Origin of the sequence: Pseudomonas sp. LH1G9, assembly GCF_002949975.1 — a bacterium.
In the GTDB taxonomy this organism is placed as follows: domain Bacteria; phylum Pseudomonadota; class Gammaproteobacteria; order Pseudomonadales; family Pseudomonadaceae; genus Aquipseudomonas; species Aquipseudomonas veronii.
This window is the reverse complement of the sequence record NZ_CP026880.1, coordinates 2,262,726-2,287,205: the sequence shown is the minus strand read 5'-3', so window position 1 is coordinate 2,287,205 and position 24,480 is coordinate 2,262,726. Positions and strand designations below refer to the sequence as shown.

At 59.1% G+C, this 24,480-nt stretch carries 19 protein-coding genes, 1 tRNA gene and 2 pseudogenes; 8 read left to right on the top strand and 14 right to left on the bottom strand.

What is annotated here, in order from left to right:
• Nucleotides 1-125: 125 nt before the first annotated feature.
• The 7 genes and pseudogenes from C5F70_RS10645 to C5F70_RS31060 form a co-directional block, all read right to left on the bottom strand.
• Nucleotides 126-1,451, bottom strand: coding sequence for an MFS transporter (locus C5F70_RS10645; protein WP_104903267.1), 1,326 nt, complete (start codon nucleotides 1,449-1,451; stop codon nucleotides 126-128).
• A gap of 82 nt (nucleotides 1,452-1,533) precedes the next feature.
• Nucleotides 1,534-2,727, bottom strand: coding sequence for an L-2-hydroxyglutarate oxidase (gene lhgO, locus C5F70_RS10640; protein WP_017846385.1), 1,194 nt, complete (start codon nucleotides 2,725-2,727; stop codon nucleotides 1,534-1,536).
• A gap of 111 nt (nucleotides 2,728-2,838) precedes the next feature.
• Complete coding sequence (locus C5F70_RS10635) at nucleotides 2,839-3,549, bottom strand: FadR/GntR family transcriptional regulator (protein WP_017846384.1); 711 nt, start codon at nucleotides 3,547-3,549, stop codon at nucleotides 2,839-2,841.
• Between the two features lie 164 nt (nucleotides 3,550-3,713).
• Complete coding sequence (locus tag C5F70_RS10630; RefSeq protein ID WP_017846383.1) at nucleotides 3,714-4,175, bottom strand: SRPBCC family protein; 462 nt, start codon at nucleotides 4,173-4,175, stop codon at nucleotides 3,714-3,716.
• A 90-nt stretch (nucleotides 4,176-4,265) separates the two neighbouring features.
• Nucleotides 4,266-4,478, bottom strand: a pseudogene (locus C5F70_RS10625) (methyl-accepting chemotaxis protein); the annotation flags it as partial.
• Nucleotides 4,479-4,500: 22 nt separating this feature from the next.
• The gene (locus tag C5F70_RS10620) at nucleotides 4,501-6,261 is read right to left on the bottom strand and encodes a M91 family zinc metallopeptidase (RefSeq protein ID WP_256588395.1); all 1,761 of its coding nucleotides are present in this window, start codon (nucleotides 6,259-6,261) and stop codon (nucleotides 4,501-4,503) included.
• Nucleotides 6,262-6,267: 6 nt separating this feature from the next.
• Nucleotides 6,268-6,402: a hypothetical protein gene (locus C5F70_RS31060; protein ID WP_017846380.1), complete on the bottom strand. Its 135-nt coding sequence runs from the start codon at nucleotides 6,400-6,402 to the stop codon at nucleotides 6,268-6,270.
• Between the two features lie 172 nt (nucleotides 6,403-6,574).
• Between C5F70_RS31060 and C5F70_RS10615 the strand changes: the two genes are divergently transcribed.
• On the top strand, nucleotides 6,575-6,769 hold the full coding sequence (locus C5F70_RS10615) for a hypothetical protein (protein ID WP_017846379.1): 195 nt from the start codon (nucleotides 6,575-6,577) through the stop codon (nucleotides 6,767-6,769).
• 14 nt (nucleotides 6,770-6,783) lie between these two features.
• Here C5F70_RS10615 and C5F70_RS10610 read toward each other — a convergent pair whose 3' ends face one another.
• Nucleotides 6,784-7,164, bottom strand: a complete 381-nt coding sequence (locus C5F70_RS10610) for a hypothetical protein (RefSeq protein WP_017846378.1) — start codon at nucleotides 7,162-7,164, stop codon at nucleotides 6,784-6,786.
• Nucleotides 7,165-7,329: 165 nt separating this feature from the next.
• Complete coding sequence (locus C5F70_RS10605; RefSeq protein WP_104903265.1) at nucleotides 7,330-10,911, bottom strand: membrane-targeted effector domain-containing toxin; 3,582 nt, start codon at nucleotides 10,909-10,911, stop codon at nucleotides 7,330-7,332.
• Between the two features lie 278 nt (nucleotides 10,912-11,189).
• On the opposite strand from C5F70_RS10605, the gene C5F70_RS10600 reads away from it, so the two are divergent.
• Both C5F70_RS10600 and C5F70_RS10595 read left to right on the top strand, forming a co-directional pair.
• Nucleotides 11,190-13,475: an acylase gene (locus C5F70_RS10600; RefSeq protein WP_104903264.1), complete on the top strand. Its 2,286-nt coding sequence runs from the start codon at nucleotides 11,190-11,192 to the stop codon at nucleotides 13,473-13,475.
• Nucleotides 13,476-13,689: 214 nt separating this feature from the next.
• A tRNA-Cys gene (locus tag C5F70_RS10595) sits at nucleotides 13,690-13,763 on the top strand.
• 979 nt (nucleotides 13,764-14,742) lie between these two features.
• Here the strand turns inward: C5F70_RS10595 and C5F70_RS10585 are convergent.
• From C5F70_RS10585 to C5F70_RS10560, 5 genes and pseudogenes are all read right to left on the bottom strand, one after another.
• Nucleotides 14,743-15,054 carry a hypothetical protein gene (locus C5F70_RS10585; RefSeq protein WP_057004210.1) on the bottom strand — a complete coding sequence of 104 codons (312 nt, stop codon included), beginning with the start codon at nucleotides 15,052-15,054 and terminating at the stop codon, nucleotides 14,743-14,745.
• Nucleotides 15,055-15,508: 454 nt separating this feature from the next.
• The gene (locus C5F70_RS10575; protein WP_104903262.1) at nucleotides 15,509-16,213 is read right to left on the bottom strand and encodes an endonuclease NucS domain-containing protein; all 705 of its coding nucleotides are present in this window, start codon (nucleotides 16,211-16,213) and stop codon (nucleotides 15,509-15,511) included.
• Between the two features lie 266 nt (nucleotides 16,214-16,479).
• Complete coding sequence (locus C5F70_RS10570; RefSeq protein ID WP_104903261.1) at nucleotides 16,480-17,019, bottom strand: hypothetical protein; 540 nt, start codon at nucleotides 17,017-17,019, stop codon at nucleotides 16,480-16,482.
• A 19-nt stretch (nucleotides 17,020-17,038) separates the two neighbouring features.
• Nucleotides 17,039-17,164, bottom strand: a pseudogene (locus C5F70_RS31055) (hypothetical protein); the annotation flags it as partial.
• Nucleotides 17,165-17,265: 101 nt separating this feature from the next.
• On the bottom strand, nucleotides 17,266-17,943 hold the full coding sequence (locus C5F70_RS10560) for a GntR family transcriptional regulator (protein ID WP_017846363.1): 678 nt from the start codon (nucleotides 17,941-17,943) through the stop codon (nucleotides 17,266-17,268).
• Nucleotides 17,944-18,169: 226 nt separating this feature from the next.
• Between C5F70_RS10560 and C5F70_RS10555 the strand changes: the two genes are divergently transcribed.
• Genes C5F70_RS10555 through C5F70_RS10535 form a run of 5 tightly spaced genes read left to right on the top strand, consistent with a single transcriptional unit; the run spans nucleotide 18,170 to nucleotide 23,983 of the window.
• Entirely contained in the window at nucleotides 18,170-18,907 is a 738-nt protein-coding gene (locus C5F70_RS10555; RefSeq protein ID WP_046484274.1) for a DUF969 domain-containing protein, read from the top strand.
• Nucleotides 18,904-19,860 (top strand): DUF979 domain-containing protein, encoded by a 957-nt coding sequence (locus tag C5F70_RS10550; RefSeq protein WP_046484272.1) that lies wholly within the window; start codon nucleotides 18,904-18,906, stop codon nucleotides 19,858-19,860. The genes C5F70_RS10555 and C5F70_RS10550 overlap by 4 nt, the downstream gene beginning before the upstream one ends.
• A 15-nt stretch (nucleotides 19,861-19,875) precedes the next feature.
• Nucleotides 19,876-20,649, top strand: coding sequence for a LamB/YcsF family protein (locus tag C5F70_RS10545; RefSeq protein ID WP_017846360.1), 774 nt, complete (start codon nucleotides 19,876-19,878; stop codon nucleotides 20,647-20,649).
• Entirely contained in the window at nucleotides 20,649-22,250 is a 1,602-nt protein-coding gene (gene pxpB / locus C5F70_RS10540; protein ID WP_104903260.1) for a 5-oxoprolinase subunit PxpB, read from the top strand. The genes C5F70_RS10545 and pxpB overlap by 1 nt, the downstream gene beginning before the upstream one ends.
• Nucleotides 22,247-23,983, top strand: coding sequence for a biotin carboxylase N-terminal domain-containing protein (locus tag C5F70_RS10535; RefSeq protein WP_104903259.1), 1,737 nt, complete (start codon nucleotides 22,247-22,249; stop codon nucleotides 23,981-23,983). The genes pxpB and C5F70_RS10535 overlap by 4 nt, the downstream gene beginning before the upstream one ends.
• Nucleotides 23,984-24,480: the final 497 nt, after the last annotated feature.

Below are 24,480 nucleotides of genomic sequence, written 5' to 3'. Positions count from 1 at the left end.
AGTGAATACTCATCTCACATTTTTTAGGTTACCCGGTTACGTGAAGGGCGACCTTGACGTCGGTCATGCGCAAGGGCTCAGGCCAACACCTGGCCCCCGCGCTGAAGCCGACCGAGGTTTTTCGCTCAGTTCTTGAAGGTCGAGTGTTTACGGCCCTGGTCGCACAGGGCGAACACCACCACCAGCAGTGCCGCAATCGCGAGGATAATCACCACCCCGCCTGTGGCGTGGGTCGGTGACGCGGCCACCAGGGACAAGGCTCCCAGCGGTGCCAGGCCGCCAGCGATAGCGGTGCCGATTTCGCGGCCGGTGCCGAAGCCCGAGGAGCGCGTCTGGGTCGGGAATTGACGGCTTAAGAACGAGCCCTGGGGCGCGAACATCATGGGAGCGAGCAGGCCGGTGCCGACGCCGATGGCAATGTAGATCATTAGGCTGTCGCCAGTGTCGAGCAGGGCCAGGAACGGGTAGGCAAACAACAGCGAGCAGACGCCGCCGAGTACCAGCACTTTTTTGCTGCTCCATTTGTCGCACAGCCAGCCGAAGCACGGCACCGCGACGATGGCGATCAGGCTGGCAATGGTCACCGACAGCGACGTGACGTGCACATCGACGCCTTTGAATTGAGTCAGGTAGGCCAGGGAAAACGTCTTGAAGATATAGCTCAGGGCGTTGTAGCCAATGGCTACGAAGAACACCACCGCCAACCCCTTGAGATCGTTCTTGAACAGCGCTTTGAGTGGCGAAGGCTTGGCGACCTTGGGTGCCTGGCTCAGCTCCTTGAACTCCGGGGTTTCCGGAATGCTGTTGCGCACCCACAGGCCGACGCCCACCAACGCGATACTGCAGATGAACGGGATACGCCAGCCGCCTGCCAGCATGAAGTCGTTGCCATTGATGGTCAGCAGGTACACGGTCAATGACGACAGCAGCAGGCCCAGGTTCAGGCCCAACGCCGGCCAGGCGCCCTGGCTACCGCGCTTGCCTTCCGACGCGTGCTCGTAGGAAGTGACCGCCGCGCCCGACAACTCGGCCCCGGCGCCCAGGCCCTGGATGATCCTGATGAACACCAGGATGATCGGCGCCCAGATGCCGATGGAGGCATAGCTGGGGATCAGGCCGATCAGCGTGGTACACACGCCCATCATGCAGAAGGTCAATACCAGCACCTGTTTGCGGCCGAACTTGTCGCCCAGGTAGCCGAACAGAATGCCGCCGAACGGTCGGGCGATAAAGCCGATGGCGAAGGTGGAAAAGGCCATGAGCGAGGCGGTTTTCGGGTCACTGTTGTCGAAGAAGATCTTCGAGAACACGATGGCCTCCATGGTGGCGTACAGGTAAAAGTCGTACCACTCCAGCATCGATCCGAAGATCGTGGCGGCGGCGACTTTGCGCAGGCGTTTTTTGCTTTGTGCCGGCGTTTCCGGGGCAGCGGTATGCGGTGTTGCCGTCATTCTGTACTTCCTTCTGAGTCATTATATTTATTGTCAAAGTGACGCTTGTGGCGATGGCCCGGGAAGGGCCGGGGATGCGGTGTCAGCCGGGTGTGAACATGCGATCGGCGATCATTTCGCCGATGGGAATCGCCGAGGTGGCGGCGGGTGAGGGCGCGTTGCAGACATGGAGCATGCGGGGCGTCTGGGCGAACAGAAAGTCGTGGACCAGGCTGCCGTCGCGCATCACGGCCTGGGCGCGGATGCCTGCTTCGTAGGGCAGCAGATCTTCGCGGTTCAACGACGGGCAGTACTTGCGGCATTGCTCCAGGTAGCCGGACTTGAACAGTGAGTTTTTCATCTCGACGCTGCCCGAACCCAGGTTCTGCCAGAGAGTTTTCCAGAAACCGGGGAAGCTGGCGTACTGCGCCACGTCGCGCCAGTTGATCGAGAACTTGCGGTAGTTCTCCCGGCCCAGGCCCAGCACGGCGTTGGGGCCGACCGTGATGCTGCCGTCGATCATCCGCGTCAGGTGTACGCCGAGGAACGGCAGTTCCGGGTCCGGAATCGGGTAGATCAGGTGGTTGACGAGGTTGTTCTTCGAGGCCGGCAGGCGGAAGTATTCGCCGCGAAAGGGAATGATCTGGTGGTCGATCTTGACCCCGGCCATCGTCGCCAGCCGATCCGACTGCAGGCCGGCGCAGACCACCAGGTGCCTGGCTTGCCAGGCTTCGCCGCGGGTGTTGACGGTGACCTTGTCGGTGTCTTCCGAAATGGCGGTGACGGTGCGTTCCAGGCAGATCTCACCGCCTTGTCGGCGAATCACCTGGGCCATGGTTTCGCAGACTTCGCGGTAATCGACAATGCCGGTCGCATCGAGAAACAAGCCGCCCAGACCGATGATGTTGGGTTCGCGCTGGCGCAGTTGGTCGGCGTCCAGGCGTTCGACCTTCAGCTCATTCAACTGCGAGCGCGCATAAAGTGCCTCCATGCGCTGCATTTCCAGGGGCGTGGAGGCCACCAGCAACTTGCCGCACACCTCGAACTTGATCCCGTGTTCGCGGCAAAACCGTTTGGTGGCCTCGGCGCCGCGTTTGCACAGATCGGCCTTGAGGCTGCCGGGGGCGTAGTAGATGCCGGCGTGAATCACCCCGCTGTTATGCCCGGTCTGGTGCTTGGCCAGCGAGGCTTCTTTTTCCAGGATCACCAGTGAGGCGTTGGGCTGGCGTTTGAGCAGCTCCATCGCAGTGGCCAGGCCGACGATGCCACCGCCGATGATGCAGAAGTCGTAAATCATGGTTTGGAGTACCTAAGGGCTGCACATTTCAGTCTGCTTATCAGGTTGTCAGACTAATGTTTTTGTTAAAAAATGGCGTGCCTGAGGCACGCTGCACAAAGCTTGGATCATTCAGTTCGTGGCAGGCAGCTCAAGTTGCAGGCGTTTGGCCGCTGCGCGCAGGTGCGCTTCGGCATTGGCAGCGGCCGCTTGGGCGTCACCGTCGGCGATGGCCTGGTAAAGCGCTTGGTGTTCCTGGGTGGCGTCGGCCGAGCCACTGGCAAAACGCGACGCCGAGTTTTCCCAGGCGGTTTTGCGCGCACTGGCCAACTGGCTGCGCAGAAAGTCGTGGAAGGCGACAAAGTAGTCATTCTTGCTGGCTTCGGCGATGGCGCGATGAAACTCGACATCGGCGAGGGCGGCGGCCTCGAAGTCGGCGCGCTGGTCGTGCATTTCCTGCAGCGCCTTCTGCATGCGCTGCAGGTCGTCGGCATCACGGCGTTGGGCGGCGATCGAGGCGGCCTGGGTTTCGATCCACAGGCGCACTTCGAACATTTGCGCCAGGTCCGGACGACGACCGTTTTTTTCCGGGAAGCGAAACACCGTGCCCGCAGGGGTTTGCGAGATAAATGAGCCCAGGCCACGCTTGGCTGTCAGCACACCATCGGCCTTGAGTTGGGCAATGGCTTCGCGCACCACCGAGCGGCTGACGTTCAGTTGTTCAGCCAGTTGCTGTTCAGTGGGCAAACGCGACTCGGGCGCCAATTGGCCAGAATCGATTTCGGCGCGGATGGCGCTGACAACCCGTACAACGAGTGAGTCAGGGCGCTGGAGCTCAAGCATGGAAAAAACCTTGGTAGTCAGGTTGTCAGACAATAGAGGTTACGCTTTTGCCTTGTCAAGATGTTGCCGGAGATGTTCGCAGGCTGTCCGGTCGTTGGGTCGATAGGCTTGCCGTCGAGACTAAGGCGCATCGCGGCCGTGCGGAAGCTCGACGGTATGTTGGCTTATTCGACGAAGGCGGGGTTTTCCAAGCGTTGCTTGAGCTGGTCCAGCGCAACCGTGGACAGCTCCACCATGCGCTCGTGCAAGCCGGCCAGTTGCAGTTCGGTTTCGTAGGTCAACACGCGCTTGAACAGCGTGCCGTCACGGCAGGCGTGCAGGCTGTAGTGAATCGAGCCGTCGACGGCCAGGGAGGTGAATACCGCCTTGAATTCTTCCGGCGGCCGGGCGATCTGCACGCGGTAACTCATCGGCACCCGCACGCCCAGCAGGTCGATCACCTCGGTAAAGCGCGTGCCGGCGGAGAGTGAACCGGTGGTGCCGGTGTCGGCACTGAGGGAGGTCGGGTGCCATTCGTGCCAGCGATCGGGCTGGGTTACATAGTTGTAGACAGCCTCGATAGGCGCTTGGATAAAGCGTTCCTGACTGATCCGCTCCAGGCGGACCGACTGCTCGACAGCGCGCATGGAACACCTCCTGTGTGGTGAAACTCTGCACCCGGAGCTGTCAGGATAGACCTACTCCCATGCATTGCACGGGAGTGTCTCATAAATTTATCACTGCACCTTGAAGCGGCTCATCAGCGCGATCACCCAGGCATTGGCGTTGAGCAGGCTTTGCGTATTGGTTTCAGTGGCATGGCCGCTTTGCACCCGCTCTTCGACCATATGTCGGATATGGACCATGCTGCGGTTGATCCACTCGGTCACAGCGCTTTGCTGCTCGGCAGCCGTGGCGTTCTGGGTGCTGAGGTTGTTGATATGGCTGACCGGCTGGCGTGTGAAGGGTGTACTAGAGACCGTCCCCCTGAGCACTGAGATCAAATCGGTAACTTTTCCTAAGCGGTTTACCCATTTCTTCGGTCAAACCGTTCTCAGTGAAGGGTTTTGGATTAATGGTGCTTGGTGGCGTGGCGGGGTCGTTATCGAGGTCAAAAGGTTCTGCATCGCTGGGCAGGCCAACGACTTGGTGTTCTAAATGCGGGACGAGGTCCGTTCTGCCTGATTCCCGACGTTGGGTACTCTCACCCGCCAGGAACGTGCCGGTGGCGCCATTGTAGGCATGCCCAATCTCGTGAAAGAGGCCGGTTACGGGAAACCCTGTAAAGGTACCGTCAGCTCGCTCCCGGGTAGACTGGGGGTCATAAAAAATGTGGGCACTATTGGCGCCCAAACCGGCCACACCATTTTGGATGATTCCCTGCTCCGATGGGGTGAGAGCTTCGTATGCCTCAGGTGTCAGCTCGTCCTGATCAGTTCTCCAGAAAACGTATGACGTGTTGCCCGAGTCACCTCGTTCGATGGTGACTTTGCCGCCGTTCAGCACGGCGAGTTCATCCATTTTGGCAAGGGTCTGTTGGCCTAGCGGCGAACTGCGCAGGAATTCGAGGTCGTCGGTTACCCGTTGTTTGAACTCCAGGTGCCCGTCTTTCACGATGAACGCCTGCTCGCCGGCGTTGCTGGGTTTCACCTCGGTGAAAGCCGAGCCTTGGGTACGGTCGAAATGATCACTGGCGTTGGCGTAGATACGGTCCTTGCGCTGATTATTCAAAATGGTGTCGTGGCCTTTCCCTGTATAGAAGGTGGTACGGTCGCGCCCTATAAGAAGGTCATCGTCATTGCCGCCATGTGAAACCGTATGCCCGCTGCCTGAGACGAGTACATCTTCGTTGTCGCCACCGTCCAGATAACTCTGCTTGGTGGCGGGACCGTCGCCGGCAATGAGCAGGTCCATGCCCTTATTGCCATACATCACGGCATGGCCGCTTCCCCCAAGGATGGTGTCGTCGCCGTCATTGCCCTCGGCATAGCCGAGACCACTGCCCAGTTGCAGGAAGTCCTTGCCGTTCCCGCCATAGAGTCTGCTCCGGCCGCCGCCTGCCCGGATGTAGTCGTTGCCATCGCCCCCTTCAACGTCAACACGAAGCTTGACGTCATCGTCGATTATTACCGTGTCATCGCCCCCTTGGGTCTCGATCCAGAGGTGCTGCTCCGGGCCTTGTTTTTCTTTGATGTCGAAAAAATAGGGCTTGTCGTTGATCAGGATTTGCAGCTTGTCGCCGGGCCAACTGCGTACATGGATACGGTCCGAATGGTTACCGCTTTCCACGAAAAGCCAACTGCTCTTAATCTCCGGTTTTTCGGGGTCCGATGTATTCCAGTCAATGAGTCGACTGATTGTCACGTCGCCGTCAGTGTGCAGCGGGTGTTTTCTGAGGTTGTTGCCGTCTGGCGTCAGATCGGATGGGGGATCGTAAGGCGAGGGTTTATCGCGAGGGGCAGGTTGTGGCGTGTGGGTATGAGTGGCTGCGAAATAAACGAGAGGAAATAGCATCGGCGGGGCCTTCACATTCAATGAGGTGAGCATCTGATTGCGCATCAGGGCTGCCCATTCCGTGGTGGGTTGGCTGAAAGTGTTCCGCAGGATGGCGAGAAGCTTGGTGCAAAATGTTTCGTGCCGGCGGTGATCGGCGGGCCAAACGCGCCCTTTGAAGGCAGGTGGATAAGCGACGGCTTGAGCGGTCTCGCTCTGCGCAGGGAGAGCGAGACGCACGTGTGATCAGCGGTGGTAGTAACCCGGGCCGCCACCGTAGTAACGGTGGTCATGCCAGCCACCACCGTGTGGGAAAATGATGCAGCCGCTCATGCTCAGGATGATCAACAAGGGAATCAGCAGTGTGATTCGACGGAACATTTCAAAATCCTCTAGGGTACTCATAGATTGAATCAGGCGACGGGCAAGCCAAAGTTTTTCATCGCCTGTAACATGAGACCCTGCCGACCCGATTCCATCCCCGCCAGCGGGTATGTATTTGGCATGTTCGGCGATACAAAGTGGATACATTCTCAAGGTTCAGGAACCCGTCATGACGCAAAAGCAACGTTTGAAATACTCGATTCTGATCTCCCTGGTCGTACTGGGGACGATGTTTGGCCTGTCCTACTTGCAGAACACCGGGGTTATCAGCGAAAAAACGTTCCAGTACATCGCCATTGCGGTGGCGGTCACCGTGGTCGTGATCAACGGTGTGATGCGGCGCAAGGTCAAGCCCAACTTTTGATTCTGCTGCGTGGGTCAGGCGCGGCCTTCGAGTACTTTGGCAGCCTCTTCATGGAGGCTGTAGCTTTTGTCGGCATTGAGGGTGATCACGCCCTCGCTGCACAGGCGCTTGAGTACCTCGCGCACGCTGAGAAACGACAACGGGATGCCCAGCTCCAGCAAATGGCTGTGTACCCCGCGTACCCCAAGGGTGCGCTGGTTGTCGGCGGCGGTGAGGAGGGCGTCGATGACCTTCAGCCGGATCAGGCTGGTGCGCAAACCAAAACACTTGAGCAAATGGCGGATGCGCTGATTGCCGTGCTGTTCAGGTGCGCTGCCGAACGCTTGGGCGCCTCTGCCATGAGCGGCCTCGGCGGTCGGTGAATGTCCGTCCGTGGGCAGTTGCGAGTTGTACATGCAAAAACTCCTTATCAGAGCCTGATCAGGAAAATGATGGCGCTGTTACCTAATAAGACGAACGAGCGATGCAAATCATGAAGTGCCGGATGTAGAAAATTTGTCGGTATCCGCTTTGTCACATTGCAATCGCTCTGGATAGACGTCTTCTGGCTGCTGTTCCCGTCACACCGGCCACACTTCGCCGGCGAAAATCTGCAGGTCGCCGGTCAAGTCATCCGCAGGGGTGAGGGTGCCCGAGGGGCCGGGGCGTGGGTCTGCCGAGCGAACGCCGTAGTTAACGCGTCCGGCTCTTCCATATACGGCGATGCCGGTGGCGCCGGTCAATTCGGAGAGGCCCAGAACATTCTGGGTGGTATTGAGATGATGGCGCCCTACCAGGGCAACCCACTTGTCCTCGCCTGCGTGTTGCTCGATGGTGCGGGTGGCGTAGTAGTTGAACTCTTCGAGTCGTCGTTTGGCCTGCGCAGGTGTCTTGATGGGGCCGCCGAACAGGTGGCGTTCGTCGTTGTGCCGCGTCAGGTAAAAATGGTCAAGCGGTACGATTTCGATCCCGTTGTCTTCGAATTTCTTCAACAGTTCGCCCAGGGTCGGGCGTTGGTTGGGAGGGCGGTATATGAGCCCGATCCGGCCCATGCCATCGTCTTTCCAGCGCATGATTTTGTCGTACACCAGGCCTTCGACGAATAGCTTTTTTACCTTGTTTTGAACAAACACATCGACGTTGTCATACAAAGTTCGGAAAGCCGCCAAGCTGCTGTGGGATTCGCCGAATACCAGGCCAGGCGCCGTGCGAAAAGCATCGGCAATCACATCGCTCGTTTTCTTTGGCGCGGGAATGTTTGGAAACTCGGGGCGAGGGGGCAGCCCGTTTGCGGCCATGTGCGTATAAAAATCGCGCATTTCCTGGGCGAATTTCTCATGGGTTGCCTGCTTTCTGCTGGGGGTGAAATGGCCCTCGATGGGGCGGCCACGAATGCTGCTCACGTACTCGGCGTCGGGCAAATGGTCGATTTTACGCACCGGCTCGACTGGCAGCCCAGCCGGCGGTTGACTGAGTGGCGGACGTGACGGTCGGCTCAGCGGGTTGAAGCGATGATCGCGAGCCGATCGCCCCGGGTGTTGGGCAGTGGGTGAGGGCGGCATCAGTGTATGGACAGGGGTGAATGCGTCGAGTACGGGCCCATAAGGCCGCATGGTGTCTGAATCGAAGGCATACCATTTACCGTGTTGGCGTATGGCCGAGCCTTCCACTTGCTGCGTACCCACCTGTAAAACGCCTGTTGCGGCGGCCTCGTAACGTTGGCTGGCGATGACCAGCGACTGGCCGTTGGCCGTGCCGCGCAGCTTGCGGATGCCTTGCGCGCTGGCGCTGATGCCATCCGTGACAAGTCTGCCGGCACCCACCGCCAGGTCAACGCTGCCACTCAACGGGTTGAAGGCGTTGAGTGCGGTGACCCCGAGGATTTTGCCGCCACGCGCCAAGGCACCCAGGGTTGAACCCGCGTTTGTCACTGCCTTGCCGAGTTTTGCGGTAGCGCCCAACCCGGCTGTCACAAAGCCAAATATATCCAGCGCCAGGTCAATCGCGCCGTCCTTGTAGTGACCGTTGCGCAAGTGGGTGATCGCCGAGCGGAGGGGGATCAGGTTCAATAATGCGTCCGTTGTTGAACTGACCCATTCGCGTCGCGCCTCGTCCGGGGTTTCGCCTGCGGCGTATTGCTTGACGGCAGGCTCATCAAACCCCAACGCCTTGATCAGTGCGTCGGCGATGTAGTGGGTTCGCGGACTTTGGAACGTGTTGAAGGTGGGGTATTGCGGTTCCTTTTCTTCGGCGTCGTAGTTGTGGGTTGAGCGATTGGGATGAAACGCTTCGATTTTGTTGACTTCGTCCGACACGTATTGGTGGGGCCGGCTGATCCTGCCCTGGTCAACCTTGGAGATGATGCCGGTTGTGGTATCGAATTCGTATGTCTGATGGCTGTTTTGATATTCGCTGTGTACGAGGATCTTTGGGCTGGTGTGGAAGACCTTGTCTTGGGCGAAAGGAATCAAGCTGGTGCGGTAGTCGTTTTCCTTGAAAAAACTGATTTTTCCATAATTGAGGCGTGTTCGATCTGCCAACGGCAGGCGGTCAATGGCACTGATGAGTGAGTATTTTTTTACCTGTTTGATAGTGTCCAACGCGTTGGTGAATGCCGTGTCGAACGCCTGCGGGATATTGAAAGACGGGCTTCGGGTGAACTGCGCAAACGCCTCAAGATCGATGTCGGCGCGCGCGCCTCTGACCAGCCAGCTCTGCGCGTCGATTTCCAGCCCCTGCTGAGTGATGTCGAGCATCGAATAGGCTTGGCTGAAGCGCGGGGCCTTGGGGTCGTTGGATTTATAGTTGATGTGCAACACGCGATCCTCAAAGTCATCGCGTTCGCCGAAGGTGGCTTTCAGCAGATCCAGCGCCATCTGTTTGCGGCTGGGCAGTGTCGCGCCGACTTCTTTGGACGCGGCGCTCAATTCGCTGTGTTGGGTATTGAAGGCTTCGCGGGTGTACTCGATTTCTGCGTTGTTGTACGCCGCATCATCTTTGGCGTAGAGAAAACCGTTCACCACGCCCCAATCGATCAAGGCGGCCTTCTGCGCCGCTTCACCCGCCGGTGCTATTGAGTCGGCATGGCGCATGACCTCGGCAAAATCCATGTGCATTGCCTTGCCGGGTGCCTGGGCTTCAATCGCAGCCACGGCGATGCACAAGTTGGCCCATGCCTGGCTGCCGTACACCACCGTGGCGGGAATATCCTTGACCAGATATTGCGGCGCCACCCGTGCCAGCAGCAACCTGGCGCCGAGATCCGCGCTAGCGAGGGAAGTCTTGCCGCTGTCGCTCAGGTGTTTGGCCAGTGCGCTGATCACACTGGCTGGCGACATGCCCCAGTGGCTCTCGGCAGCGAGGTTGAAGCCCGCGACGGTATTTCTGCCAGGCTGTTCGATGGATTCGGGGTCCAGCCCCAAGTGGATCGCGCTCAGTACATAGTCGTTTGCGCTGGTATCGGTCGCGATGCCGCCGACTTTGGCCTGTATCGCCTGGCCCAGCTCCTGCGCCTTGGGGGTATCGAGGAGTTTCTCCAACGCCTTGGCCGGGTCCTGTAGCTCGGTACCGGATAGCGGATTACCTTCCAGCAGATACCCCAATGCTCCGCGCCGAGGGTCGAAAAGGGGCACGCCCGGCAGTTTCTCGGTGTTGTCGGCCACGACGTCGCGCACCACGCGCTGGTGTTCCACGCTCAGCGGCAATGCCCAACTGAGCCCGCCGCCCAAGTTGCCCAATGGGTGCGACAACGAATGATTGATCAGTGCGTCGGCCATGTCGAAAAGGTCTTCACGCGTGGCCGGAATGTACGTGCCGTGGTGTGTGATGAAACGCTCAAGGCTGATTTTCTGCGGCGATTGATGCTGAAGCGCCGAGTCTGGATCGACGTCCATCAGGGTTTCTTGCAGTGCGCGCAGCACTGCTTCGGCGCTGGCTTGCGGTGCCAGTGACTGGGCGGCCTGCTTGAGTTGGCGGGCGAGCGTTTGCAGGTTGCGCCTGTGCGCCAATGCGGTTTTGAGGGCCTGGCGGTTGTCATTGCTGTCGACTTCTTGCTCTGTAGGCGGGTCTGCGACCGGAGCCATGTCGTCGGTCGCTAAAGCCGTGGGCAGCAGCGGGTAAACAGGTTGCTGGGACGAGCCGGAGGTTAGGGTGACGGATGTCATGCTGAGTACCTTCTTTCACACGGTGAGGCAGTCCTTGCCGACGAACGCCTTTGTATGAAGGCGCTCGTTTGGGTGTTGAAAGCAGGTGCTTGTGTTCCGCTTGCGGGCGGTGCGGGTTGTCAGTATGTGTAACGGAGGCCATCGGAGCTTGGACTGACCACCCTCGTAGCGCAGAAAATGACGCGGCCGCATTCGTACCTAAATTATTCGCGGGCTGTTGCGTTCTTACGTTGGGGTGATTGCCCTGTGAGGCGGTTCAATCTGACGGTGGGGTCTGCGTGATTATTTGTAACGGGTTGTCCAGGGTGTGTGTGACGGCGCTATTGCTGGGCGTGAGCCTGGCCGCATCCGCGCGCGAGGCGGTGGTGCAGGCGGCGGACATCCGACGCACCAGTTTCGGTGTGCCCCATATCCGCGCCAGTGATGAGCGCGGCCTGGGCTTCGGCATCGGTTACGCCTATGCCCAGGACAATCTGTGCCTGCTGGCCAACGAGGTGGTCACGGTGAGCGGAGAGCGCGCCAGGTTCTTTGGCCCTGAACAATCGACCCTGGATGAGCGCAACAACGTTACCAGCGATGTGTTCTTTGCCTGGCTGAATACACCAGAGGCGGTGGCCACGTTCTGGGCGGCGCAGAGCCCACCGATCCAGCAGCGTATCGAAGGGTACGTCGCCGGCTACAACCGTTATCTGACAGAGCAGGGCGCTCCGGCCCAGTGCCAGGCGGCGTGGGTACGGCCGATCACGCCGCAGGATGTGATCAAGCTGACGCGCAGGCTGCTGGTGGAAGGCGGCGTCGGCCAATTCGCCGAAGCCCTTGTCGGCGCCACGCCGCCCAACACCACCGCCCATCGACTGGGCGACGCCAAGGCCTTTGAACTGGCCGCTGCGCATCAACAGCGTTTCACTCTGGACCGAGGCAGCAACGCCGTCGCCGTGGGCCGTGACCGCTCATTCAACGGGCGTGGCATGCTGCTGGCCAATCCGCATTTCCCCTGGATCGGCGGCATGCGCTTTTATGAGATGCACCTGACCATCCCTGGCCAACTGGATGTGATGGGCGCTGCACTGCCGGGCTTGCCCCTGGTGAATATCGGCTTTAACCAGCATGTGGCATGGACCCATACCGTCGACACGTCCAAGCATTTCACCGTGTATCGCCTGACCCTCGATCCCAAGGATGTCACGCGCTACCTGCTGGACGGTAAATCCATCCCGCTGGATAAAACCACGCTGACGGTACAGGTCAAACAAGCCGATGGCAGCCTCAAAGAGCAGGCGCATACCGTCTACCGTTCGCAATTCGGCCCGGTCGTGCAATGGCCTGGCAAGCTTGATTGGGACAACCGTTACGCCTTCAGCCTGCGCGATGCCAACCTGGGCAACGACCGCGTGCTGCAACAGTGGTACGCGATGAATCGCGCCGGCAGCGTCAAGGAGCTGCAAACCGCGGTACACACCCTGCAAGGCATCCCGTGGGTCAATACCCTGGCTGCGGATGACCAGGGGCAGAGCCTGTTCATGAACCTGTCGGTGGTGCCCAACGTCAACGCGGCCAAACTCGCGCAATGCAGTGACCCACGGGCCGGCCTGCAATTGATCGTACTCGACGGTGCCCGCAGCGCCTGCGCCTGGGACGTCGACCCGCGCGCTGCCCAAGCCGGGATCTTCGCGGCCGACCAGTTGCCGCAACTGGAACGTACCGACTACGTGCAGCATTCCAACGATTCGGCCTGGATGGTCAACCCCAAGGCGCCCCTCACCGGTTTTTCCCCGGTGATCAGCCAGGACAACACCGGCCTCGGCCCCCGCGCGCGTTTCGCCGTGCAACGCCTGCAGTCGCTGGACAACCGGCCGATCAGCGTTGCCGACCTGCAAAACATGGTGATGGACAACCAGGTCTACCTCGCCAGCCAGGTGATGCCCGATTTGCTCGAATTCTGCGCCAAACACCTCGGTGCCGACACCGCCACGCTGCAACCGCTGTGCGCCAGCCTGCAAACCTGGGACCAGCGCGCCAACCTCGACAGCGGCCTGGGCCTGGTGCATTTCATCAACCTGATGCAACACCTGCAGCACAGCCCTGACGCCTGGCGTGTCGCCTTCGACCCGGCCCAACCCCTCACCACCCCACGCGGCCTGGCCATCGAGCGAGCGCCCGTCGCCAAGGCCTTGCGCGAAGCCATGCTGGCCTCGACCGTCGAGGCCGGCCAACTCGGGCTCACCGCCAACAGCCGCTGGGGCGACCTACAAGTCTCCGGCCAGACCCCAATCCACGGCGGCCCGCAACAGCTTGGCATCTACAACGCCATGCAAACCGTGCCCCGCGCCGATGGCAAACGCGAAGTGGTCAGCGGCAGCAGCTACCTGCAAATCGTCACCTTCGACGCCAACGGCCCCCGCGCCCAAGGCTTACTGACATTCTCCCTGTCCAGCAACCCTGCATCGAAATACGCAAAGGACCAGACACACGCATTCTCCGAAAAAAACCTCCGCCCGCTGCCCTTCAGCGAAGCGCAGATCAAGGCCGATCCGCAGTACCAATCGCAGGTCATCAAAGAGTAGGGCGCGCACGCAACCCCTTGATGCCAGGGCAGAATATTTTTTGAAATCAAGGGGTTGCAGGCAAAAGCAAATGAGTACATAATGGCGCCCATCGAACGCAATGAAGCATTAAAAACTTCAATGTATTCAATAAGTTAGAGTAGAGGCACGCTTCACATAGCCCACTCAAGTTTGTATGCGGTGAGTGCCAGCAACCAGGGTACTGATCGTTTGAGGCCGAGTAGCAAAATGGTTATGCAGCGGATTGCAAATCCGCCTACGCCGGTTCGATTCCGACCTCGGCCTCCACTCTTAAAAGCCCCGTAGATTAACGTCTACGGGGTTTTTTATTGCCTGCGATTTAAGATCGCTTCCGCAATTTTTTGAATCGCTTCCGCAACCGGCCTGATTTACAGGAGGCTCTAGCCTTAATTGGCAGCGGTTTTCCTGTGTCAGGTGCATTTTTTGTCGATCTTGGTGGCGGGTGATGTACTCATGAGTCTGCGATAATCGAGGTTAGGACGTGGTTGTCGATGCTGGGGGCAATCCAGGGCTCAGAGATGGTCCGGATGGTACCTATTTGTGCGCAACCTGCGGGCTGTTGATGTCTCCAGCCCCGAAGCCCAAGGCCTAGGAAAAATTCCGGTAATGCCCAAGCCCAGTCCTACTGGGTCCAGGCCTTAGCAGCAGGGTGCTTTCGGCCCTCATGATCGAGAGGGAAACAATGAACAGGTTACTGGCGATAGTTTTAATGATGACGTCCCTGACGGCCTGCAATAGCCAAAACGTAAACAATTTCGAGCGGATAGATTCATCCGCTAAAAGCGTCACGGTGCCCGTCGGGTCTAGCGGTCTACTCGGGGGCTCAAACAATCTTTGAGGTCAAATGGTTGGAAAATGAGCGTTTACAAAGGCGCATCAATCATTGAAGGAACAATGGGTAAGGAAACCTCACTCCAGCACTACGACACATTCAATACACGATATACCCTGAAAGTAGCTTACCAACAGGTAGACACCTGCATCTGGGACCTTAGGGGATACTCGATTTTTGATATATCTCTAATAGATAACCAGTCAGGCAGTGAGGTATTTACTATCGCCGGTAAGGACTGCGATTCAACCGTCGTTAAAAAATTCGACGAGCTCGTGCGCTAGGTCTAAGCAAGAAGGTAAAGCGGCAAGCGCAACTACTCACACTGACCTCCGGGTCATAAACGCGCCGAAATTGGCGCAACCCCAGTCCTTGGGCTTGCAGGCAAAAGACTGGTAAATCCTTTAGCCTGCGCTATGGCAGGAGGCTGATGTCGTGCCAGAGAGCAAGGTCGTCGGCGGTGTCGCTTAAGTCGGCCTGTTTCGAACTTTCAATCGCATCAGCTATGCCTTTGAAAATTTCCTTGGCTTCTTTGCTAAGTTCATAGGGCGCCGGGTCGTTCTCGTCGACCCTTATATGTTTGTCACATATTTTGACTATCGGGATTTTTGTTTGAATCAGGTTGCCGACTATCACTTCCCTGGCTTTGCAATGCTCATCAAGAGAGGTGCCAGCGTTATCCACGGCATCGCGAATTAGCTTCGATTTTTGTCTGTTAGTGGTCATTGGCCTTCCCTACTGGCTAATTTTAAGGCCCAAAGCTACTACGGCGCTGACAAAGCAAGGTACTGGCATTCCATCCACGCTGGATGCCCGGACAGGAGTCAGTATGACGTTAGTACCCAAGCAAGTCCAAGTATCGGTTTACGCCTCGAAGCAGCGGGCATGGGTCCTGAGCGATCCAGTCTGCAATTTCTATCCGCGAGTTGAAAAGCTTATGAACCGGGCGAGTCCAGGGCGGCATCAGATATTCACCTAGTCTGTAGGCATTCAACTCGGTGCCTTCTACGACGACGAATAGCCACTGCCACAACTCGAAAATTCCGGCGTGTGAAATGAGTGAATTATTTACTGCGAAGTTTAGAACGTCGCCACGTTGTGAGTTCGTTAGCATGGGCAATCAACGTTCCTTGCAGAGAGTGAAAAGCCCGGCGGGCCGGGCTGTGCAGGAAGCGCGTCCCTACTCATCAATCGAAACAGAGTTAAAGGCGAACAGCACTTTGTACTGGACTAGCATGAGATCTGGTATGGCCTCGGTGGCGTACCGGACCGCCTCGGGAAACTCGCTTGCGATCAACATTCCGCGAGGTCTCTTACCATCTTGTCGGGCGTACCAGCCGAGGTAACGGGCAATCTGGCCAACTGCAGAATCCTTCGCCTGTCCGACCTTCAGTTCAATAACAACACGGCGACCTGCCGCGTCCTCTGCGAGTATGTCGACTCGGCCAACTTCGATATTGACCTGGCGATCGACGAAGCGCAGGCCCTTCTCGATGCTATCGAGGTTGCGAACCAAATGGGTTTCGACGTCCCGCTCCAGGGTAATGGAGGTTTCTACAAGCTCCTCGATACTGGCATCATCGCTAGTTTCAAATTCATCCGACTGACTCTCAACAGAAGGCGCCCATGTATTCACTCCATGCACTTGTGGGCTGTATCGGTGGAAACGCCCGTCTTCAGATCGGTAGAGAAAACGATCTGCCCATTTGTGATGGATGTAGGCCTTAGGATTGTTTACAGCGCATGCATAGAGATGTGCGGTCAGGGTGCCTGGTGCCCATTCGCCTGGAAATTTGCCTTCGATGTGGTCTTTGATTTGCTTCCTTGTTACGCCGCCGGTTGCTTGCTCAACGAAGCTGCGAAGGGCTTCTGCCATAGTCGTCATGCTGAGATCCTAAGTTTACCTTGGAGTGTGAAAAAGCCCGGTGGGCCGGGCTATGATTGAGGTTCAGCTTTGTATCGTTTCGCGAAGCTCAACTAAGTCCTTTGAGGGGACGGTTACAAATAATTAGGGATTGCAACTCCACCTACGCCAGTTCGATTCCAACCCCGGCCTCCACTCTTAAAAACCCCGTAGATTACCGTCTACGGGGTTTTTTATACCTGCGATTTACGATCCCTTCCGCAACGCTTCAGATGTGTTCCGCAACTTCACCGTTTTAACCGGATTACATACTGGATCACCTCTTCAAGGGTGCCTATGTCTGGAGCGTTGCTCGCTAATGCTTCTGGGCGGCACCATGGATAGTCCAGGCGGGATACCCACTCCATGATGGTGTGAAGATCGGTAGGTGGCAGGGTTTTCATATGCTCGATGGTGATAGTGAGCCGCTCGACAAGTCCCGACTCGGGATTGAACTGCCATCCATACTGACCACAACCGACTCGGACCTCGCCGGAGTTTTTGTCGGACATAGCGACCAGCCATTGGCATTGGAACGTTTTGCTATCCGGCTCCGGTGGGTGTCCCAGACAAAAGGTATAGACGTTTTCGAATGTCTGACCGAAGCGACTGACCAGCACGTCGCCGATGGACTCAAGGCCTTCAACGTGGGGTGGAAACGAGATAGACCCCGTGTGTACCACCATCTCCAGTTGTGCATCCGGCATAAAAGCCTGGCGCAGCAGATGCGGGCGGTTACTGTCCTTGGCGTTTATGTACTGCTGAATCGACCGTTGAGCTGTGTTCATTGTTGGTCCATTGCATCCATTCGTTGTTGTTGAGGGCAGTGCCGGCATCCAGGAGCGGTTGTTCGAAGGAAAACGAGCAGCCGATGGTGAAGGCAACCAGGTCATCCTGCCACAGGGGCACTATGTCTAGCAGTTCTTCGCTCATGCGCTAGGGCGGCAAAAAATTCTGAAGGAGCCCCGCTTGGTTAACTGTATCGACCAGTCGACCGGCTGTGTGGGGCAGATGTTGCGTGGACGTCGGAGCTCTCACCCTTCTTGGGAAGGGCGCCTCGCATAGACGGCCAAAACAATGCGTTCGGAATGAATGAGGTATTCAAGCATTGCTTCGCGAGCTTTGGCCATCTCGTTGCGTTCAACGAGTTCAAGAATCTGAAAGTTCATATCGACGTAGGGCTCATGCAAGAACTCGGCGTCCTGCAACAGCCCAAAAGTCAGCCGTAGCTCTGCAAGTATGCGCCGGAACATGGCGTTCAAGCGTTCACTGTCCGCAAGTTCAACGACTGCCGTATGGAAGTCCATGTTAGCTGTGCCCACTGCCAGCCAGTCCCCCGCGTCCCGTGCTCGTTGGGCCTGTTCTGCCGCTGCGCGCATGTTCTTCTTCGCCGGGTGGCGCGGGTAAGCCTCGGCCAACGCCTGGCATTCGATGAGGCGTCGCACGCGGTAGATGTCGATGACGGCCGCGATGCTGGGAACCACCACGAATACCCCACGGTTGGGTTCGTGTCGTAACAGGCCGTCTTTGGCCAGCGTCCGGAATACTTCGCGCAGGGTGTTTCGCGAGATGCCGAGGTTTTCGCTGAGCACCTGCTCGGACAGCCGTTGCCCAGGTGTGAATTCGCCTTGGGTGACTTGCTGACGCAACTGTTCGGCGATCCGCTCGTTTAGCGTCTGGGCTACGAATGAAGGGGAGGCGGGAAGGGGCATCGAGCGGACTTCTGAGTGGCAGGGGCGATTGGATTCTAGCAGGTTTTGCCCTACTCGCAGTGTCGCTTTTTCTTGTAGGGCTGAAACAGATTGGTATTTTGGCATACATATTGCTTTTTATTATCCGTGTTGGATTGTTGAACAATTCTGTTGAAATGATCATTCAATCGGATGAAGATAGTTGAGTGATCTAAGAAAATAACTCAAACAACTTGGAGAAACGCCGGTGCCCACTGACATCAACTTGTGGCCCTTGCTGGGGGTCGTCGTCATCATCGTGGGCTTCGTCCTGCGCTTTAATCCCATGTTGGTCGTGATTGTCACGGCCGTCGTCACCGCCTTCGCGGCGCACTTTCCGGTCGACAGGATTCTTGCCGCCATCGGCACGGGCTTCATCAAGACGCGTAACCTGCCGTTGATCATCCTGTTACCGCTGGCGGTGATTGGCTTGCTCGAGCGTTATGGTTTGCGCCAGCACGCCCAGCGATGGATCAGTAGCATCAAGTCCGCGACTGCGGGCCGCTTGCTGATTGTCTACCTTGGCGCACGCCAGATGACCGCAGCCATCGGTCTTACCAGCCTGGGCGGCCATCCACAAATGGTGCGACCGCTGCTCGCGCCAATGGCAGAAGGTGCTGCCGAAGCCCGTTTTGGGGCACTGCCGGAGAAGGTTCGCCACAAGCTGCGAGCGTATGCCGCAGCGACCGATAACGTCGGCCTGTTCTTCGGCGAAGACATCTTCGTGGCTTTCGGCGCGATCGTGCTGATGACCACGTTCTTGCGTGAGGCGGGCATCGAAGTCGAGCCGATCCGCGTCGCGCTCTGGGGGATTCCGACAGCTGTTTGCGCATTCACCATCCATGCTTGGCGCCTGCGCCGGCTTGACACTTGGTTGATGCGCGAGATGGCCAGCGGCGCCGCGGCTGCAACCGTCACAGTCGAAGGCAAGGAGTCCCGACCATGACGCTCACGATCACGCACCTGTACTACCTCGTCGGTGCCATCCTCGCCATCACCGCGGTGATGACACTTATGGACCGCCAGCACTCAAAGCGCTATTCCAGTGCCTTTTTCTGGGGCCTTTATTCGCTCGTCTTCTTGCTCGGCGACCAGTTGCCGCCGGTCTGGGTCGGCGTCGGTGTTGTGGTGATGGCGCTGATTGCAGCCTTCGGCGGTGTCGGCATTGGCCGTCACGTGGCCCGCTCGGCGGCGGAGTACTCGGCCAGCGCCAATTTGCTGGGCAACAAACTTTTCATCCCCGCCCTGGCGATCCCGGCCGTGACCATGATCGGCACACTGTCGGCGAAGTACCTCGTGGTTGGCGGCATACCGCTGCTCGACCCGAAGAACACCACGATGGTAAGCCTAGGGCTGGGCTGTATGGTCGCGCTTGCGCTGGTCTGCAAGATGACGAACGAAACGCCGATGCAAGGTATCCGCGAATCGCGTCGGCTGACCGATGCGCTCGGTTGGGCGCTGGTACTGCCGCAGATGCTCGGCATGCTGGGCCTCGTATTCTCCGACGCCGGTGTGGGCAAGGCCGTGGCGCATATCACCACCAGCTACATCAACATGGATGTACGTTTCTTCGCGGTGATGGTGTATGTGGTTGGCATGGCGCTTTTCACCATCATCATGGGCAACGGTTTCGCCGCCTTCCCCGTGATGACAGGGGGCGTCGGGGTGCCAGTCCTGGTCGGCATGTACGACGGTAACCCGGCCCTTATGGCAGCCATCGGCATGCTCTCGGGTTATTGCGGCACCTTGCTTACGCCGATGGCAGCCAACTTTAATATCGTACCGGCGGCCCTACTCGAACTGCCCGACAAAAACGCGGTGATCCGCGCGCAGGTGCCCACGGCGCTGGCCTTGCTGACTTGCAATGTTTTCATCCTGTATTTCCTGATGTTTCGCTAAAGAAAAGAAAACAACATGAAGATAGACCTCAATAGTGACCTGGGTGAAAGCCTGGGCGCCTGGCGCATGGGTGACGACCACGCGATGCTCAGCATCGTGAGCAGTGCCAATGTGGCCTGCGGCTTCCACGCTGGCGACGCCGCCGGCATCCTGCGGACGCTACGTCAAGCGGCGGAGCGCGGCGTGGCAGTAGGCGCGCACGTCGCCTATCCCGACCTCGTCGGTTTCGGCCGCCGCCAAATGGACGTGGCAAGCGCCGACCTGCAGGCTGACGTGATCTACCAGATCGGCGCGCTCAAGGGGTTGGCTGCGGTGGCCGGCACGTCGGTACGATACGTCAAGCCACACGGAGCGCTCTACAACACCATCGCGCACGATAAGCGCCAGGCACACGACGTGATTGCCGCCATCCGCGCAATCGACCCGTCGCTGGTGCTGGTCGGTTTGGCCGGCTCGCCGCTACTCGGCTGGGCGCAGGCAAGCGGGCTGAGCACGGTGGCTGAAGCCTTTGCCGATCGCGCCTACATGCCGAACGGTTCGCTGGTCTCCCGCCGCGAGAAGGGCTCCGTGCTGCACGATGCACAGGATGTTGCCGAGCGCATGCTACGCCTGGCGACCGAAGGTGTGGTCACGGCCATTGACGGCAGCATCGTGCGCCTTAAGGCCGATTCGGTCTGCGTGCATGGTGACAGCCCCGGCGCGGTGGAGATGGCGCGGCAAGTGCGTGCGCTGCTTGAGCGTTCGGGCGTCAAGGTCGCTCCTTTCGTCGACATGGGAGTCGTACCGTGATGCGATTTCTGCCGGCTAATCTCGACGCCCTGTTGGTCGAGCTGGATGACTTGTCGCAGACGCTGGCGCTGCTTGCATCACTACAGGCCGAGCCCATCGATGGCATCGTCGAACTCGTGCCGGCCGCGCGCACGGTCATGGTTCACTTCCGGCCTAACACGGTGACGCATGATGAACTCGTCACGCGCATCAGCCGCCGCGACCTCACGGCGCAGATCGAGCGTGCGACCACTCGCGTGGAGATTCCGGTCTCCTACGAAGGAGAGGACCTTGACGAGGTCGCGCAGATGCTTGATCTCTCGCGCGAAGAGGTGATTCGCCGTCATACCGGCTGCGACTACACCGTTGCCTTCACTGGCTTCGCACCTGGGTTCGCCTATCTGAGCGGCGGCCACCCAAGCCTCAACGTGCCGCGTCGCACTACGCCACGCACGCGCATCCCCGCGGGCGCCGTGGGGTTGGCCGGCGCTTTCAGCGGCGTCTATCCGCAGGCCAGTCCGGGGGGGTGGCAGATCATCGGCGTGACTGCCACGCCGATGTGGGACCTAAGCCGTGACGTGCCCGCGCTGCTGCAACCGGGCTTCAAGGTACGTTTCGTCGATGTTTCAGGGCGGCAGGTTTCGACTTTGCCAGCGCCGTCGCCTGGCCCCGTCGAGGTTCCGCTCCACAATGGTCCGGCGCTTGTTGTCCGTAGCACCGGCCTGCAGGCGCTGTTCCAGGATCTCGGGCGCGAGGGTCTGGCCGGGCAGGGCGTATCCGCCTCAGGGGCGATGGATAAGGGCGCACTGCGCGCGGCCAACCGTCTGGTCGGCAATGCGAGCGACATGGCCTGCGTCGAGATCGTCTACGGTGGCTTCCAAATCACGAGCCGCGCAGACACGGTGGTGGCCTTCACCGGTGCCGATGCGCCGATCGAACTCACGCGTGCGAACGGCGCTCGATATCGTGTGCCAGGCCATGAAGCCATCGCACTTTCTGATGGCGACAGTCTGTCGCTTGGCGACCCGCGTGCCGGCATCCGCAGCTACCTGGCGGTGCGCGGTGGCTTCGCGATCGCGCCCGTGCTCGGAAGTCGATCGACGGACACGCTCGCGCAGGTCGGTCCGCCGCCCATCAAAGCCGGTGACATTTTGCCGGTACCTGTGGTCACGCATGGCTCCATCGTCGGCGCGCCCGAAACGCCTCGTGCCGATCTCCCGACGACGACGCAGACCGTGGTGCTCGATGTCGTGATGGGGCCGCGCACCGACTGGTTCACACTGCAGGCCATTGCATTGTTGGCGAGCCAATTGTGGACTGTGACGCCGCAATCGAACCGCGTCGGCCTGCGTCTGGCCGGTGAAACGCCGTTGATGCGCGCACAGATCGCCGAACTGCCCAGCGAAGGCACCGTGTTGGGCGCGATTCAGGTGCCGCCAAGCGGCCAGCCCGTGCTCTTCCTTGCCGACCACCCGCTGACCGGTGGCTACCCAGTGATCGGCGCTGTCGCCCCTTACCACCTCGACCGTGCGGGGCAGATCCCCATCGGTGCGCAGGTGCGCTTCAACCCCATACGCGCGTTCACCGCGGCCCTCTCTTCCGACCTGCGAGAAACCCCATGAAGAAAGTTCTTATCGCCAACCGCGGCGAGATCGCTGTACGCATCGTGCGCGCCTGTGCCGATTATGGTGTGAAATCCGTCGCGGTGTATGCCGACGCCGACATCGACGCGATGCACGCTCGTATGGCCGATGAGGCCTACGGCCTTGACGGCCAGCGCCCGGCCGACACCTACTTGAACATCGAAAAGCTGCTCGCCGTGGCCGACCGCTGTGGCGCCGACGCGGTACACCCCGGATACGGCTTCCTTTCGGAAAGCGCAACTTTTGCCAGGGCCGTGATTGGCGCGGGCCTGAAGTGGATCGGCCCTTCGCCGGCAGCCATTGAGGCACTGGGTGACAAGGTGCAGGCGCGCAAGATCGCCCTGGCTGTCGGTGCGCCGTTGGTGGCTGGCACGTCGGAGCCCGCGCGCGATGCGCAGGAGGTCGTGGCCTTTGCCGAGAAGAACGGCCTGCCGATCGCCATCAAGGCGGCCTTTGGCGGTGGCGGCCGCGGCATGAAGGTCGCATGGCGGCTCGACGAAGTAGCCGAATTGTACGAGTCGGCGGTGCGTGAAGCGGTCACTGCTTTCGGCCGTGGCGAGTGTTTCGTTGAACAGTTCCTCGATCGGCCTCGTCATGTCGAGGCGCAGGTGATCGCCGATACGCACGGCCATGTTGTCGTGCTCGGCACGCGCGATTGCTCGTTGCAGCGGCGCAACCAGAAGCTGGTGGAAGAAGCCCCCGCGCCCTTCCTCAGTGATGAGCAGCGTGAGCGCATCCATCAATCGGCGCGCGATGTGTGCGCGAAGGCAGGCTACGTCGGTGCGGGGACTGTCGAGTTTCTGTTGAGTCCCTCCGGAACAATCTCGTTTCTGGAGGTCAACACGCGCCTGCAGGTCGAGCATCCAGTGACCGAAGAGACAACGGGCATCGACCTCGTCGTCGAGCAACTGCGCATCGCCGATGGCTTGCCGCTGTCGGTCACCGAGACGCCGAAGCCGCGCGGTCATTCTTTCGAGTTTCGCATCAACGCCGAGGATGTGGGGCGCGGCTTTCTACCCGCGCCGGGGTTGGTGCATCTGTTCGAGGCACCGTCGGGGCCCGGCGTGCGCGTCGATACCGGCGTGCAGTCGGGTTCTACCGTCCCAGGTACATTCGATTCACTGATGGCCAAGTTGATCATTACTGGCGCCACCCGTGCCCAGGCTATAGCCCGCGCGCGCCGGGCGCTGAAGGAGTTCCGAATCGAAGGGGTGCCATCGGTGCTTCCTTTTCACCGGGCGGTGATGGCACACGCCGATTTCACATCAGCCGATGCTTTCAGCGTGCATACGCGCTGGATCGAGACAGATTTTGCCGACACGCTGGCGGCCGCTGTACGGCCTGAACCGCTGGCCGATATCGCGCTGGTACGCACGGCCGTGGAGATCGATGGCCGAAGGATTGCGCTCGGGTTGCCGGCTGAACTGCTGCGCGGGCTACATTCCACTGCGCCGTCTGCTGAGCGCGAGGGGGCTGATGTGTCTTCCATTTCGACGGATGCCGCCGCCGTTGTAGCCCCGATCTCGGGCACCCTGCAGTCCTGGAACGTCGCCGACGGCGACAACGTGGCTGTGGGCGACACCCTCGCTTCCATGGAGGCGATGAAGATGGAAATGCAAGTCACGGCACACCGCGCAGGACGCATCACCCTAACGGTGTCCGTGGGTTCGACCGTCGCCGCAGGCACTGCAATCGCAAAAATTGTGAGTTGATGAGAGTCGACTCGCTCGCCCAGGGCTCGGCTCAACACGACTGAATTATTCGCTGTTGAAGGTTGTGATTTTTTAGATGGGATGAATAAATGATTGATGTTGCAACTCAAATGAAACGGACAGCTTTAGTTGCTTTTATGGCAGTAGCATCGGGGTGTTCGTCACCGCCAGAGCGTAGCGCTAATTCCACCAGACCTGCTGAGCCACTCGCGGATTCTCACTTTCATGTTTCCAACTATGCCTTCCAAGGCACAACGCTGCGCAATCTGGTAGATAACTACATGTAGCCTTTCCAATACATTTAATACCATCAAGTTACACGATAGGCGTGACGCACTTCATTTTGAACGGTCTTATTCATCGAGCATTAAAGCTTGTGACTAGAGAGTGTTGTGATGAAGTTGAACAATCTAACTAAGGCGGCACTGATTGTCGCGTTGTTATCGTCCCTGTCGGGCTGCTGGATATTCATGCCGCCGGGTAGTGGTGGTGGTGGT